This window comes from Hyalangium sp., from assembly GCF_045802625.1.
Taxonomy (GTDB): domain Bacteria; phylum Myxococcota; class Myxococcia; order Myxococcales; family Myxococcaceae; genus Hyalangium.
On sequence record NZ_JBJMQP010000053.1, the window covers coordinates 113,822 to 128,158 of the forward strand.

A 14,337-nucleotide genomic window follows, 5' to 3' on the forward strand; every position below is an offset into this window, starting at 1 on the left:
CGGGGGCGCGCATCGTAACTGAAGCAGGGCGGGCAAATGTGTAGACTCCGTGCGCCCTTGAAGACGCTTCTGCTGGCCGAGAACCATCCCCCGACGCTCGAGCACCTCACCGGGCTGCTTGCGCAGGCCGGTTACACCGTGAGTGCGGTGTCCGATGCCGTCGCGGCCATGGAGCACTTCGTGGCGGGCAACCCGGACGTGGTGGTGGTGGGAGTGGATCTGCCTCGGCTGGAGGGAGGCCATGTAGGGCAGCTCATCCGCAACCACAGCCAGGGGGCGCGCGTCCCTATCATCGCCATCGACAAGGGGCACCTGGGCAAGGCGCGGGGCGTGCAGGCGGTGCTGGGGCTGAAGGTGAACGCCTACGTGGCGGATCCGCTCAAGCCGGGCGAGCTGGTGGCCAAGGTGGACGAGCTGGTGCGCGCCGCGGAGGCGGTGGCCCCCACGGACGGCATCGATGCGCTGCTCGCCCGCCCGGCGGTGACGACGGGAGAGCTCAAGGGCTACCCGCTGCCGGAGCTCGTGCACCTGCTCTACCGGCAACGGATGAACGGGGTGCTGGTGGTGGCGTACCGGGATCTCACCCGGCGCGTCTTCTTCGCTCGGGGCGGGGCGGTGAACTACGACTCCTCGGCGCGCCAGGACGCGCTGCCCAGCTTCCTGCTGGAGCGAGGGATCGTCACCGAGGCCCAGGCGGAGATCGTGGTGCAGGCGCTGAGCTCGGGGCTGCGCATCGGCGCGGCGCTGGCGGATGCCGGGGTGGAGGCGGCGGGTGAGGAGCTGCTCGAGATCCTTCGCGACTACACGCGGGACCGGCTGGCCCAGGTGGTGGCGATGCGCGAGGGGCGCTTCGCGTTCTACACGGGAGAGGAGTTCCAGCAGGAAGTGGCCACGGTGGAGATCCCCGCGCTGGCGCCGGTGCTGGAAGGAGCGCGGCGGGCGATTCCGCTCCGGGTGCTGGCGGCGCCGCTGCGCAGGCACCTGGGAGAGTTCCCGGTGCGCTCGCCGGAGTTCGGCAAGGATCTGCCAGCGCTGGGCCTGGACACGGACGATCTGAAGATCGCCATGCAGATCAACGGGCGGCTGTTGCTGCGTGATCTGCTCGCGTACGGGCGAGGCGATCTGCGGCGGGGGTATTCGCTGCTGTGGTTCCTGAAGCTCACGGGCGGGGTGACGTTCTCGGCGGCGCCCCTGGCCACGGAGGGAGCGGCGAGCTCGGCGGGCCCGGACGTCATCGCTCCGCGCAAGCGCAAGTCCCTGCCGGCGGAGCTGGCGGCCTCGCTGCGTGAGGGAGCGGTGAAGATCATCACCAGCAGCTACTTCCACAGCCTGGGGTTGGACATCGCCGCGGACATGGAGGCGGTGAAGCGCGCCTACCATGAGACGGCGATGAAGTTTCACCCGGACAACTACGCCGAGTTCGATCTCTCGGACCTGGAGGATCTGCTCGACTCGGTGCAGGAGAAGCTGACCGCGTCCTACCGGGTGCTGTCCGCGGAGGACAAGCGCAAGGCCTACCTCCAGTTCCTGCTGTCGAAGCTGGATGTGGGAGGGCGGGCCAGCGCCATCAACCCGGAGGCGGAGGTCCTCATCCGGCGCGGCGAGTCGTACCTCAAGCGCAAGGACTACCGGATGGCGCTCCAGTTGTTCGAGGAGGCCGTGGCGCTCAACCCTCGCGAGCCCGAGTATTACTCCTATCTGGCGTGGGCCACGTACCACGCGGCGCTCGGCCCGCTGAAGGACCGGGCCAAGGAAGCCCAGAAGGTGCTCAAGCGGGCGCTCTCGCTCAACCCGTACCTGGAGCGGGCGCAGATCATCTCGGCCATCATCGACAATGATCTGGATGACGCGACGTCGGCGCGGAAGAAGCTGTTGAAGGTGCTCGAGCTCAACCCGAACTCCAAGCTCGCCAAGGCCGCGCTGCGCAAGGTGGGCCGGTGAAGAGCACGGTGGTGGTGCTGCTGCGGTTGCTCCGCTACGGGCGGCCCCACGTGGGCGTGCTCGTGTCGGCGTTCATCTGCATGGCGGTGCTCGGGGTGGGCACGGGCTTCTACGCGTACTTGATGGGGCCCGCGCTCCGGTTCCTGCTGTCGGGAGGCTCCGAGGGCTTTGGCGGTTCGCAGGCGGTGCCCTGGCTGTCGAGGCTGCCCCACGAGGCCATGCTGTGGGCCTTCCCGGTGGCGGTGATCCTCGTCGGCCTGGTGCGCGGCGTGGGCTACCTCGGGCAGTTCTACTTCATGGGCCTGTTCGCGCAGCGGGTGGTGAAGGATCTGCGCCGCGAGTTCTTCCTGCGGCTCACCGCGCTCTCGCCCTCGCAGCTCTCGAAGGAGCGGGTGGGGGATCTGCTCAGCCGCTTCTCCACGGACATGACGGCGGTGGAGTGGGCGGCGATGTACACGGTGGGCTCGTACCTCCGCGACTCGCTCCAGGTGGTGGTGCTCGCGGGCGTGGCGCTGTCGATGAGCCCGCTGTTCGGAGGGCTGATGCTGGGGGTGATCCCGCTGGCGGCGCTGCCCGCCTCTCGGCTCACCAAGAAGGCGCTGCGGAAGACGCGGGAGGGGCAGTCCCAGCTCGGCCAGCTCGCGGGGCAGCTCCACGAGGGGTTGGGCGGCCTGCGGACCATCCAGGCCTTCAACGGCCAGGCGGCGGAGCTGGCTCGGTTCGCGGCCCATACGAAGGCCCATGAGAAGGCAGTGGTCAGCGCGGCCTGGGCGCGAGGCGCGGTGCCGGGGTTGATGGAGGTGCTCGCGGCGGGAGCGCTCGCGGGGACGCTGGCCTACGCGGCGGTCATGCACGCCATGGATCCCGCGGCGCTGCTGTCGCTGGTCACATCGGTGATCCTCGTCTACCAGCCCGTGAAGGATCTCGGCCGAGTCACCCAGTTCGCGATGCAGGCCGGCATCGCGGGTGAGCGGCTCTTCGCGCTGCTGGACCTGCGCCACCCGGTGGAGGATCTGCCGGGAGCGTTGCCCGTACCGCCGCTCCAGCGGGGCATCGAGCTGAAGGGCGTGCGGTTCTCCTACGGTCCGCGCCGGGCGCTGGAGGGTCTGACCCTGGAGCTGCCGGTGGGCAAGGTGACGGCGCTGGTAGGCCCAAGCGGAGGCGGCAAGAGCACGGTGACGTCCTTGTTGCTGCGCTTCGAGAAGCCGCAAGAGGGACAGCTGCTGCTCGATGGAGTGGATGCGGACCGCTATCAGGCGGCCAGCGTCCGAGCGCAGTTCGCGCTGGTGACGCAGGAGCCCCTGCTCTTCTCGGGCACCGTGCTGGACAACCTGCGCTTCGCGCGGCCGGGTGCGACGCTCGAGGAGGTGCAAGCCGCGGCGCGGGTGGCGAACGCGGACGGCTTCATCCGGAACCTGCCCCAGGGATACGACACCCTCATCGGAGAGCGAGGCGTGATCCTGAGCGGCGGGCAGCGGCAGCGGCTGTGCATCGCGCGGGCGGTGCTCTCCCGAGCGAAGGTGCTGGTGCTGGACGAGGCCACGAGCAGCCTGGATCCGGAGAGCGAGCGAGAGGTTCAAGCCGCGCTGGCGGAGGTGTTGCCAGGGCGGACGGCGCTGGTGATTGCACACCGGCTGTCCACCGTGACAGGGGCGGACGTCATCCACGTGGTGGAGGCGGGGCGCATCGTCGAGAGCGGAACGCACGCGGAGCTGCTCCGAGCAGGTGGTCGCTATGCGGCGCTGTGGTCCCTGCAGACAGCGGGGGCCGAGCGGGGGGCGGCATGAAGGCCGGGACGGTGGTGGGCAAGGTGCTCCGAGCGCTCCTGGGGCTCGTGCTGTTGTTGCTGGGGTTCGCGGGCTTCTTCACGTGCGCGGCCGCGTCGGTGGACTACCCGGTGGTGCCTCCCCAGCCGGGCGTGCAGGAATGGCCGCACGGTGCCTTCCACGTGCACACCACGCGCTCGGATGGACGCGGGTCGGTGGAGCAGGTGGCTGCGGCGGCGCGAGCAGCCGGGCTCCAGTTCGTGGTGCTCACGGACCATAACGACTTCGCCCAGCGTGAGCCTGTCTTCATCCAAGGCGTGCTGATGGTGCCGGCGGTGGAGATCTCCACGGCGTCCGGGCACATGGTGGCGTTCGGCATGCAGACCCCGCTGGACGGGCCGCGAGCGCAGAAGGAAGGCGTGAGCGCGGTGGAGGCCGCGGGCGGTATTAGCGTGCTGGCGCATCCGGTCCAGCAGAAGAACCCGTGGCGGGATCCCGAGGCCGCCCGCCATGCGAGGGGCTTCGAGCTGTACTCGGCGGACACGTTCTTCCGGGAGGCCCTCCGCAGCCCGTTCTCGCGGTTGATCCCGGCGCTGGGGGCGTACTTCAGCAATCCGCTGCATGGGGTGATGGTGCTGGTGACGCCGCAGCCCGAGAGCACGGACCGGCTGCTCGAGCTCACCCGCGAGCGTCCTCGGGTGGCGCTGTGCTCGCATGACGCGCACGGCTGGCCGCGCTACGAGGATGTCTTCCGCTCTCTGGCCATGTACCTGCCTCCGTCCGCGCTCCCGGAGCCGCTGTCGACGGACCCTCGGACGGCGTCGGCGCAGGTCCTTCGAGCGTTGTCGGGTGGGCAGGCGGTCTGCGCCTTTCGAGCGCTGGGAGATCCCACGGGCTTCGCGCTCGAAGGGCCGCTCACGGACCAGCGTGTGGCGCGGGTAGGGGACGTGCTGACGCTCCGCCTCCCACCGCACCCGGCTGAGACCGTCCGAGTGCAGATCTGGGGCGCGGGCCGGCTTCGCCCGGATGGGACGTCGGTCGAGCTGGTGGAAGAGGGCGCGGTGCAGCTCGAGGTGTGGGTGCAGGCGCCGGGACGGCTCTTCGGCTCGGAGTGGAGGCCCTGGATCGTCCCAAGCCCGGTGCGTGTGCTGCCGCGAGGCTCGGGCATCTGATAGAGGACGCGGCGCGGCCATGCGCCTCCTGTACATCCTCGCCACTTACGTGCTCTTCGCGGTCCTGTTCCCGGTGCTCTCGGTGTACCGGAAGACGCGTCATGGGCTGATGCAGCGGCTGGGCTTCTACGCGCCGGACACGCTGCCAGCGGGCTCCGGCCCGATGCTCTGGCTCCACGGCGCGAGCGCGGGAGATCTGCTGGCGCTCTCGCCCATGTTCGGTCCGTTGCGAGAGCGCTTTCCGGGCTGCCGGATCGTGCTCTCCACGACGACGAACACGGGCTACCTGATGGCCCGGGATCGGCTGGCGAAGCAGATCGACGGAGTGGTGTACGCGCCCTACGACTTGTGGGGAGCCACGCGCCGGGCGGTGCGAGCCATCCGGCCGGACCTCCTGGTGCTGGAGTACACGGAGATCTGGCCGAACCTCATCCGGGCCGCGAAGCGCAGCGGAGCCCGCGTAGCCATGACCAACGGGCGCTTCTCGCCGAAGAACGAGGGAAAGTACCGGCTCTTCTTCTCGCTCATTGGCAACCCGCTGCGAGACCTGGATCTGTTCCTGATGCGCCAGGACGAGGAGGCCGAGCGGGCTCGGAACCTGGGAGCGCCGAGTGAGCGGGTCTGGGTGACGGGAAACACGAAGTTTGACGCGCTCGCGGCGGCGCCCGCCAAGGAGGACGAGGCGCTGCGGCGAGCGCTCGGGTTGGCGGAAGGCTCGCGGGTGCTGATGGCGGGCAGCACGCACGAAGGGGAGGAGGAGCACCTGCTGGCGGTGTACCGGCGCCTGCTGCCGGCCTATCCGGATCTACGGCTGGTGATCGCGCCGAGGTACATCGATCGAGCCGGGCGCATCGCGGCGCTGGCGAGGGACGCAGGGCTCACGGTGGGGCTGCGCTCTCAGGAGAACCGGGAGGGCGGCCAGGTGGTGGTGCTCGACACGATTGGAGAGTTGGCGCGGGCGTACCGGCTGGCGACGCTGGTCTTCGTGGGCGGCTCGTTCACGAAGCGCGGAGGGCAGAACATCCTGGAGCCAGCGGGGCAGGGGAAGCCGGTGCTCTTCGGGCCGCACATGGACAACTTCCGGGACAGCGTGCAGGTGCTGGAGGGCAAGGGTGGCATCCAGGTGAGGGATGCGGAGGAGCTCTTCCAGGAGGTCTCGGAGCTGTTGTCCCAACCCGGCAGGCTGAGCGCGCTGGGAGAGCAAGCGCGAGCGGTGGTGAGCCAGATCTCGGGAGCGAGCCGCCGCAACGCGGAGCACATGGCCAGGCTCTTCGAGAAAGGCGCGGGGTGAGGGTGCCATGTCCCTGGTGATCCACCCGCACTTCCACCGGAGATACACGGGAGTCACCCGCCACGTGGAGAACGTGGTGCCGGAGCTGGCGCGCGAGCTGGAGACGCGAGCCATCGGCTCACACCTGGGGCCATCGCTGCCGCGGATTCGCTGGGGCGAGCTGCTCGGCCGGATCCGGCGGGAGCCAGTGGTCTGGCACGCGCACCGCAACAACGAGCTGCTCGTCGGGATGCTGCTGCGGCTGATGGGGCGGCAGGTGAAGCTGGTCTTCACGCGGCACACCTCGAAGGCGCCGAGCTCCTTCACACGCTGGTTGGCCCGGAGCGCCGATGCGCTGGTGGCGCTCACCAGCGAGGTGGAGGAAGCGATGGCGATGCCCTCGACGATCGTCGGGCATGGCATTGACCTGGGGCGCTTCCGGCCGCCAGCGGATCGAGAAGAGGCCTGGCGAAGGCTGGGGCTCGGGGGACGCTACGGCGTGGGAGTGGTCGGGAGGATCCGCAAGGAGAAGGGGCAGGGGGATTTCATCGAGGCCATCCGGCCCTTGCTCCCCACGTATCCAGAGTGGAAGGCCGTGCTGGTGGGGTTGGCCAAGGGACCCGAGAAGCAGTGGGTGGAATCACTCAGCGAGGGGCTGGGAGACCGGCTGGTGCTCGCGGGAGAGCAGTCCGTGATCCAGCCCTGGTACCAGGGGCTCAGCGTCCTGGTGCACCCCTCGTACCTGGAGGGGTACTCGCTGGTGCACGTGGAGGCGATGGCCTCTGGGTGCTGCGTGGTGGCGAGCCGGCTGAAGTACCTGGACACGCTGATCGAGCACGGCCGGACAGGCTTTTTCTTCGAGCCCGGAGACGTGAAGGGGATGCGGGAACTGCTCGACATGTTGATGCGAGAGCCCGAGCGCGCCCGAGAGGTAGGCCGCAACGCCGCCGAGCACGCGCGCAGCCACTGCGGCATCGAGCACGAGGCGCATGCCCTGCGTGACCTCTACGTGTCCCTGCTGAAAGGGCCGGACAAAGGAAGCAACCCGCCTCGATTGACAGAGGGCTCCACCGAGGGGGAGCGCGGATGAAGATCCTGCACCTGCTGGCGAGCCCCTTCTGGAGCGGGCCTGCCGAGAACGTGGCCTTGCTGGCGCTCGCGCAGCGCCAGGCCGGGCACGAGGTAACGGTCGCGGTGGACCGGAGGCGCAGGAGCGTGGTGGCGGAGGAGCCGGCGGCGCCGAGATTCGAGGCGCTCGGACTACTGGACCCGGGTGGGCTGGAGCTGTCGGTGAAATCGCCTCCATGGTCGGTGCTGGGGGACATGCGCCGCTTGCGAAGGCAGAGCCTCGACGTGGTGCACGCGCACTTCACGCACGATCACTTCATCGCGAGATGGGCGAGGCCGCCCGGAGCGGTGTTGATCCGCTCGATCCATGCGCCACGCTCCCTCAGGTCGTCGCTGCCGAAGGCGGACGCGTACACGGTGCCTGCTTCCACGGATGTGTCTCGGCTCGCGGGCCGGAAGGTGCAGGTGCTGCCTCCGCTCGTCGATTCAAGGTTCCGGACGCCAGACAACCGGGAGACCCTCCGCGCGGAGCTGGGCCTGAAGGGCTCGCCGCTGGTGGGGATGGTGTCGACCTTCCAGGCTTCGAGGAGGCACTCGCTCGGAGTCGCGGCGTTCGCGCAGCTGCGGCGCACGCATCCGGAGGCACGGTTGGTGCTGGTCGGTGACGGCGCGTTGCTGGAGCAGGTTCGCCAGCAGGTGCGCGAACAGGGCCTCGAAGAGCGGGTCACCTTCGTCGGCTATCAGCAGGGAGACGCGTTCGTGAGGTGGCTCCAGGCGCTCGATGAGGTCTGGATCCTGGGGCTTGGGAACGACTGGAGCGGGCGGGCGGCGGCCCAGGCCCGAGCCTGCGGAGTCCGTGTCGTAGCCGTGCAGGAGGGAGCCTTGCCAGCCCTGGCGGACGTGCCAGTAGAACAGCTCACGCCCGAGGCGGTGGTGGCGGCCTCGTTGTCCCAGGCGCGGGCCCGCGTGGAGCATCCCTCCAACTCGAGGATTGCCGAGGACGTGCTCGCGCTCTACGCGCAGGCACGGAGCGCGAGGTGAGCTCCGATCTGTCCCGCGCGGAGCCGCCAGACGCGCCCACGGTGGTCGAGCGGCTCTTCTATCCCTCCGAGCCCGAGTCCTGGGAGCGGCGAGCGCTGCTGAGCCCAGTGACGGCGTTGTCCTGGGGGTACGGTCTGGGAGTCAGCCTTCGAGGAGCGCTCTACGACGCGCAGCTCCTGAGCGGAGAGCGAGTGGAGGGACTCCGAGTCATCTCGATAGGAAACCTGAACGTGGGAGGCACGGGAAAGACGCCGGCGGTGCTGCACCTGGCGGGGATGTTGGTGCGGGCGGGCCGCAAGGTCGGAATCCTGACGAGAGGCTACGGGCGCCAATCAAAGGAGCCCCTCACCTTCACGGGAACAGAGCCCCTGCCCACCGTCGAGGAAGCTGGGGACGAGCCCCTGCTGCTCGCGCGCCGCTGCCCCGAGGCCCGGGTGTTGGTGGGAGCGGATCGGCGCACGCTGGCACGAAGGGCTCGAGACGAGTTCGGCCTTGACGTGGTGCTCCTGGACGATGGCTTCCAGCACCGACGGCTGGCGCGAGACGAAGACGTGGTGGTGGTGGACGAGGCGGCAGGCTTCGGCAACGGCAGGCTGCTACCGAGAGGCCCGTTGCGAGAGCCCCTCTCTGCACTGCGCAGGGCCACGCTCTTCTGGGTCCGAGTGGCGGCAACGCCAGCGCTCGCGCTGCCCCCACTTCCAGGCCCCCAGGTTCGGACGCGCTATCGGCCCACGGCCTGGGTGGACCCCTCTGGAGCGGAGCACCCACCGGAGGCATTGTCTGGAGTCCCCGTGGTCGCGCTGGCGGGGCTCGCTCGTCCGGGGAACTTCCTGCGAACGCTGCGGCAACTCGGAGCAAGCATCCAGGACGCGGCCCTCTTCCCGGATCATCATCGCTTCACAGCCAGCGAACTCCGGGACGTCGAGACACGTGCGGCAAGGCCTGGAGCGCGCATCGTGACAACGGAGAAGGACGCGGTGCGCCTGCCCCGAGGCTTCGAAGCGTGGACGGTTCGGTTGGGAGTGGAGGTGCTGGAGGGAGAGAGCCTGTTGCACAGGGCGTTGGGGCTCACCTGAGGATGGATCTTCCGAGCCGACTTGAGAGGCGCGGGAGGCTGTGGGACAAAGCGCCCGCCATGGCCGCAGCCTCGACCGCTCCTGCGCTCCGCGCGTTGACCCAGCTCCCGAAGACCTTCGCGCGCAGGAGGGTGCTGCTGGTGGGGGATCTCGTCGCCGACCGTTACATCTACGGCCAGACGGATCGGGTCAGCCGCGAGGCGCCGGTGCTCATCGTCCGGTACGAGTCCTCCGAGGTGAAGCTCGGAGGAGGAGCGAACGTCGCGGCGAACATTCGAGCGCTCTCGGGGCAGGTGACGGCGGTCGGACTGCTGGGAGCGGACGACATGGGGCGTGCGCTGCGCCGCCTGTTCGAGAAGGAAGGCATCCGCCTGAGCGCGGCCAGCGCGAAGGGCCTCGAGACGGAAACCAAGACGCGAATCCTGGCGGGCGGAGTGAACACCACGCGCCAGCAGATGCTCCGGGTGGATCGAGGCCAACGAGGTCCGCTCCCGACGCGGGTGCGCCGAGCGATCGCCGGGCTCGTGGAGGAAGCCGCGAAGGAATCGGATGCGGTGGTGGTCTCCGACTACGGCGCGGGCGTGGTGGGCGACGAGGTGCGCGAGGTGTTGCGAAAGCTCGCGGGAGACGGGCTTCCGGTCTGCGTGGACAGCCGCTACGCGCTGGCCTCCTTCTCGGGCGTCACGGTGTGCAAGCCGAACGAACCCGAGCTGGAGACCCTCTCGGGGCGTCCTGTCCGCTCCGAGGCGGAGCTGATGGAAGCGGGGCACGCGGCGGTGAAGCGGCTCGGGTGCCGCGCGTTACTGGTGACGCGAGGCCGGCAGGGGATGGCGCTCTTCGACGCGGACGGTGGAGTGGACTTCATCCCGGTGCATGGCGCGAAGGCGGCGGTGGATGTCACAGGAGCAGGGGACACGGTGATCGCGACCTTCTCGTTGGCGCTGGCGGCGGGAGCTACGTTCGGAGAAGCCGCGCGGTTGGCGAACGTGGCGGGCTCTCTGGTGGTGCAGAAGCCGGGCACGGCCACGGTGTCTCAGGACGAGCTGCTCGGCGAGCTTCGGAGCACGCGATGAAGACGTTGGACAAGATTCGGACGCTGGCCCAGGTCGCGGAGGAGCGCGAGCGATGGCGTGCGGAGGGGCGCACGGTGGCCCTGGCCAACGGCATCTTCGATCTGCTGCACGTCGGCCACGTGCGGTACCTGCAGGGAGCGAAGGAGCTCGCGGACGTGCTGGTGGTGGCGGTGAACTCGGATGCCTCCACGCGGGCGTACAAGGGGCCTGGGCGGCCCTACATCCCGGAATCCGAGCGAACAGAGTTGGTCGCGGCGCTCGCGTGTACGGATCGAGTCATCGTGTTCGATGAACCGAACGTGAGAGGCGTCATCCGAGCGCTCAAGCCGGATCTGCACGTGAAGGGCACCGACTACACGCCTGACTCCATCCCCGAGGCGGACGAGGTCCGGGCCTATGGAGGGCGCACCGCGGTGGCGGGAGATCCGAAGAACCACAGCACCACCGAGATCGCCCAGCGCACGGGCCGCGAGAACAGCAAGGGTTAGCCAAGCTGGGCGGCGAAGGCGCGGGCCTCCTCGAAGACGCGCTCCTCCAGTCCCGTGCCGGCCTCGACCAGGGGAGTGAGATCCACCATGCGATGGGGCGGCTGAGGATGTCCCCATCGCTCCATGTCGATGCGCAGGAAGAGCCCCAGCGTGGGAGCCCCCACCGCCACCGAGAGGTGCATCGGCCCGGTGTTGTTGGTCACGGTGAGCCCCGCGGCACGCATCAGCGCGGCGAGCTCGTCCAGGTTGGTGCGGGGAGCCACGCGAGCACCCGGGGCGCCCTGCACGACGGTCTCGGCAAGGGCCTCCTCACCAGGCCCCCAGGTGACGATGGGCACACGCCCGGAGGCAAGCAGGGCGCGCGCAGCGGCGGCGAAGGCGGCTGGAGGGATGCGGCGCTCGCCCAGGCGCCCCCCAGGATTGACGACGGCGCAAGGCGCACGGGTCTCCTGCTGAAGGTACGCGCGGAAGCTGTCGCTGATGTTCGGCTCGCGGAACGACAGAGTCTCGATGATGCCGCTCCGCGTCAGGGGAGTGAGCAGGTGAGCGCGCTGGGTGGCCTCTCGCCGGGTGTCGGGGCGAGCCGGAACGGAAACGGAGTGAAGGAGGGAGACAGGCCAGACGCGAGGCCCGATGACCACGGCTTTGGGCCCGGCGAGCCGGGAGATCAGCGCCGAGGTAACGGAGGGAGCCTCCCAATTGGCGCAATCCACCACCGTGTCGTAGCGCTCGCGGCGAAGGGCGCGGAGGCCAGGAGCGAGCGGCCCAAGCCACAGCCGCCGGCGATCGAAAGCAATGACAGCATCGGCGCTTGGATGGCCCGCCAGCGCGCGAGCCACCTTGGCATGCACGAGCACATGCACCTGGGGGACGGGAGCGGGCAGGGCCTTCAAGGTCTGAAGCAGGGGCGTGGTGAGGAGCGCCTCGCCCACTCGGTTGTCGGGCCGGACGAGGAGGACCTTCTTGGGAGCAGGAAGCACCGAGTCGGCCGGGCGCCTACGGCCGGGCCGCCAGAGCAGAACGGAGGCCACGAGCGCCAGAGTGAGCTTGGCCCACAACTCGAGCCGCTTGTACCAGGGCATGGGGTGGCGGACCTTACCAGAGCGGAAGCGAGCAGGCGGCTTGACCTGATGACGAAAAGCCCCTACCAACCTGCCAATGCTCAAGAGCATGACGGGGTTCGGAGCCGGACGCGCGCGAGTCGGAGACGAGGAGTTCTCGGTCGAGCTGCGCTCGCTCAACCACAAGTTCTGCGAGGTGAAGGCCCGGCTTCCGAGGGAATTGTCCGCGCTCGAGCCCATCATGTCGAAGCAGGTGAAGGACCGTCTGGCCCGCGGCTCGGTGGAGCTGCTCGTGAGGCGGCAGACGGCGACAGCCTCGGGCACGGTACCCATGGTGGATGTGGCCCTCGCCCGCGAGTACATGCGCGCCTTCCGGGAGCTGGCGGCCGCGCTTGGCACCTCCACGGACATCTCTTGGGCGCAGGTGGCCTCGCAGCCGGGCGTGGTGAAGCTCGAGGAGAAGGGGATGGACCTGGAGTCAGCCACCCAGGCGGTCCACGCGGCGCTGGAGCAGGCGCTCACCGCGCTGGAGCAGATGCGCCAGGTGGAAGGCGAGGCCATCCGGGCGGATCTCGACGCCCACATGAAGCTCATCGAGGGTTGGAGCCGGGAAGTGGCGGCGCTGGCGCCGAAGGCGGTGGAGGACTACCGGCAGCGCCTCTCCGAGCGTGTGGCTGAGCTCGCACGAGGCGTCGCGGTGGATCCGCAGCGGCTGGCGCAAGAGGTGGCCATGTTCGCGGAGCGGACGGACATCGCCGAAGAGGTGACGCGCTTGGCCAGCCACCTCGAGCAGTTCCGGGCCTTGATGGCGAGCAACGAGCCCGTCGGCCGCCGAATGGATTTTCTCGTCCAGGAGATGCACCGCGAGGTGAACACGACGGGCTCCAAGAGCCAGCACGCGGAGATCTCCGCGCGCGTGGTCTCGATGAAGGCCGAGGTCGAGCGCATCCGCGAACAGGTGCAGAACGTCGAATGACCGAGCCCACCTCTCTCCACCCAGGATTGCTGCTCGTCCTCTCCGCGCCGTCCGGAGCGGGGAAGACCACGCTGGCTCACCGGCTGCTCAAGGAGCTGCCGAGCGCCATCTGGTCGGTGAGCTACACGACGCGCCGGCCAAGAGGGAAGGAGCAGGACGGCGTCGACTACCACTTCCTGGATGTGGCCACCTTCCAGGAGAAGATCGAGCGCGGCGAGTTCGTCGAGTGGGCCGAGGTCCACGGCCACTTCTACGGGAGCCCTCAGTCGGTGGTGGAGGACGCCCGGGCCCGCCGAGGCATCGCCGTCTTCGACATCGACGTTCAGGGCGGGCAGGCGATCAAGCGCAAGCACCCCGATGCGATCCTGGTCTTCGTGCTGCCTCCCTCCATGGAGGAGTTGGAGCGGCGCTTGCGCGACCGGAAGACGGACTCGGACGAGACGATCCGCCGACGCATGCTGGCCGCCCGCTCGGAGATCGAGCGAGGAATCGCGTCCTACGACTACATCGTGGTGAACGACGACTTCGAGCGCGCCTTCCAGGAACTCCGCTCGGTAGTGGTGGCGGAGCGCTGCCGGAGGGGGAGGGTGGACCTCTCCATGATGAAGCTGGAGAAGCTCCCCTCTGATCCGGCCCGCTGAAAAATAGGCGGGAATGTAGGCCCCAAGCGTCGTGGTTCCCCCTACACACCCGGAGTTGGAAGGAAGTGGCTCCAGGGTGACGCGATGGTCCATCGGGTACTTGCGTTGATCGGGAACTTGGTGGATAAGCCGGACACTTCGCGGCCTTGAGCGGTTCCTCCGATCAGGCCTTCGAAGTTCACCCCGAAGGCGGGGTGGGAGTTGGGCGGGCGGTGGCGGTGCGGACGGGTGATTCTGCTTCGTGGGAAGCAGGGCCGGTAGCAACTCCTGAGCGGTGAAATGAAACCGCGCCGAAGTCGGTTGACACAAAACGCGGTGGTGGTAGAAGCCGCGCCCCGCCGGACGAAAGAAGGGAAGCGGTTCGCCGCTGAACAGAAGACGGCCGGGAAATGAGGGAGCGGCGGGTGTGGGTTGAAGAAAACACCGAAGCCGGTTGACAGGGAGGGCGGCAGAGAGGTAGAAGCCGCGCCCCTCCTCGGAAGCGGGAAAGGCTCAACGGAGCCCGGACAGCGGAAGAGGACGAAGGCGGAAGGGCGAAGTTGACAAGCCCGAAGGCCTCGAATAAAAGAATCGCCCCCGCGGTTGAGGGGAGACCCGATGAGAATCGGGACGGTAGCACAAAGTCGCGAAGCGGTACAGCGGCTCGGTCTTTGAAAACCAAATAGCAAGCCCAAGAAGAAGACGATTGCGGAAGCTTCGCAGTCAATTTCCGAGGGTTTCTCAAGAGCAGCTGCGAGAGCAGCCGCCGGGAGACCCAAAATGAA

The 14,337-nt window shown here is 68.8% G+C and carries 12 protein-coding genes; 11 read left to right on the forward strand and 1 reads right to left on the reverse strand.

Annotated elements, in window-relative coordinates; all coding sequences use genetic code 11:
• Positions 1–57 precede the first annotated feature (57 nt).
• The 9 genes from ACJ8AT_RS10620 (at position 58) to ACJ8AT_RS10660 (ending at position 10,895) form a co-directional block, all read left to right on the forward strand.
• Positions 58–1,941: a DUF4388 domain-containing protein gene (locus ACJ8AT_RS10620; RefSeq protein WP_407737550.1), complete on the forward strand. Its 1,884-nt coding sequence runs from the start codon at positions 58–60 to the stop codon at positions 1,939–1,941.
• Positions 1,942–2,021: 80 nt separating this feature from the next.
• Complete coding sequence (locus ACJ8AT_RS10625) at positions 2,022–3,728, forward strand: ABC transporter ATP-binding protein (RefSeq protein ID WP_407737565.1); 1,707 nt, start codon at positions 2,022–2,024, stop codon at positions 3,726–3,728.
• Positions 3,725–4,879 carry a PHP domain-containing protein gene (locus ACJ8AT_RS10630; protein ID WP_407737551.1) on the forward strand — a complete coding sequence of 385 codons (1,155 nt, stop codon included), beginning with the start codon at positions 3,725–3,727 and terminating at the stop codon, positions 4,877–4,879. Before ACJ8AT_RS10625 ends, ACJ8AT_RS10630 begins: the two co-directional genes overlap by 4 nt.
• Positions 4,880–4,898: 19 nt before the next feature.
• Complete coding sequence (locus ACJ8AT_RS10635) at positions 4,899–6,170, forward strand: 3-deoxy-D-manno-octulosonic acid transferase (RefSeq protein WP_407737552.1); 1,272 nt, start codon at positions 4,899–4,901, stop codon at positions 6,168–6,170.
• A gap of 7 nt (positions 6,171–6,177) precedes the next feature.
• Positions 6,178–7,239, forward strand: a complete 1,062-nt coding sequence (locus ACJ8AT_RS10640) for a glycosyltransferase family 4 protein (protein ID WP_407737553.1) — start codon at positions 6,178–6,180, stop codon at positions 7,237–7,239.
• Positions 7,236–8,258, forward strand: coding sequence for a glycosyltransferase (locus ACJ8AT_RS10645; RefSeq protein ID WP_407737554.1), 1,023 nt, complete (start codon positions 7,236–7,238; stop codon positions 8,256–8,258). Before ACJ8AT_RS10640 ends, ACJ8AT_RS10645 begins: the two co-directional genes overlap by 4 nt.
• A complete protein-coding gene (lpxK, locus tag ACJ8AT_RS10650; RefSeq protein ID WP_407737555.1) occupies positions 8,255–9,334 on the forward strand; it encodes a tetraacyldisaccharide 4'-kinase in 1,080 nt (359 codons plus the stop codon). The genes ACJ8AT_RS10645 and lpxK overlap by 4 nt, the downstream gene beginning before the upstream one ends.
• A 59-nt stretch (positions 9,335–9,393) precedes the next feature.
• Positions 9,394–10,407 carry a bifunctional heptose 7-phosphate kinase/heptose 1-phosphate adenyltransferase gene (locus ACJ8AT_RS10655; RefSeq protein WP_407737556.1) on the forward strand — a complete coding sequence of 338 codons (1,014 nt, stop codon included), beginning with the start codon at positions 9,394–9,396 and terminating at the stop codon, positions 10,405–10,407.
• Positions 10,404–10,895 carry an adenylyltransferase/cytidyltransferase family protein gene (locus ACJ8AT_RS10660; protein ID WP_407737557.1) on the forward strand — a complete coding sequence of 164 codons (492 nt, stop codon included), beginning with the start codon at positions 10,404–10,406 and terminating at the stop codon, positions 10,893–10,895. The genes ACJ8AT_RS10655 and ACJ8AT_RS10660 overlap by 4 nt, the downstream gene beginning before the upstream one ends.
• Here the strand turns inward: ACJ8AT_RS10660 and ACJ8AT_RS10665 are convergent.
• Positions 10,892–11,977 (reverse strand): glycosyltransferase family 9 protein, encoded by a 1,086-nt coding sequence (locus tag ACJ8AT_RS10665; RefSeq protein ID WP_407737558.1) that lies wholly within the window; start codon positions 11,975–11,977, stop codon positions 10,892–10,894. The genes ACJ8AT_RS10660 and ACJ8AT_RS10665 overlap by 4 nt on opposite strands.
• Positions 11,978–12,053: 76 nt before the next feature.
• Here ACJ8AT_RS10665 and ACJ8AT_RS10670 point away from each other — a divergent pair, with 76 nt between their 5' ends.
• Both ACJ8AT_RS10670 and gmk read left to right on the forward strand, forming a co-directional pair.
• Positions 12,054–12,932: a YicC/YloC family endoribonuclease gene (locus tag ACJ8AT_RS10670; protein WP_407737559.1), complete on the forward strand. Its 879-nt coding sequence runs from the start codon at positions 12,054–12,056 to the stop codon at positions 12,930–12,932.
• Positions 12,929–13,573, forward strand: coding sequence for a guanylate kinase (gene gmk / locus ACJ8AT_RS10675; RefSeq protein WP_407737560.1), 645 nt, complete (start codon positions 12,929–12,931; stop codon positions 13,571–13,573). The genes ACJ8AT_RS10670 and gmk overlap by 4 nt, the downstream gene beginning before the upstream one ends.
• Positions 13,574–14,337: the final 764 nt, after the last annotated feature.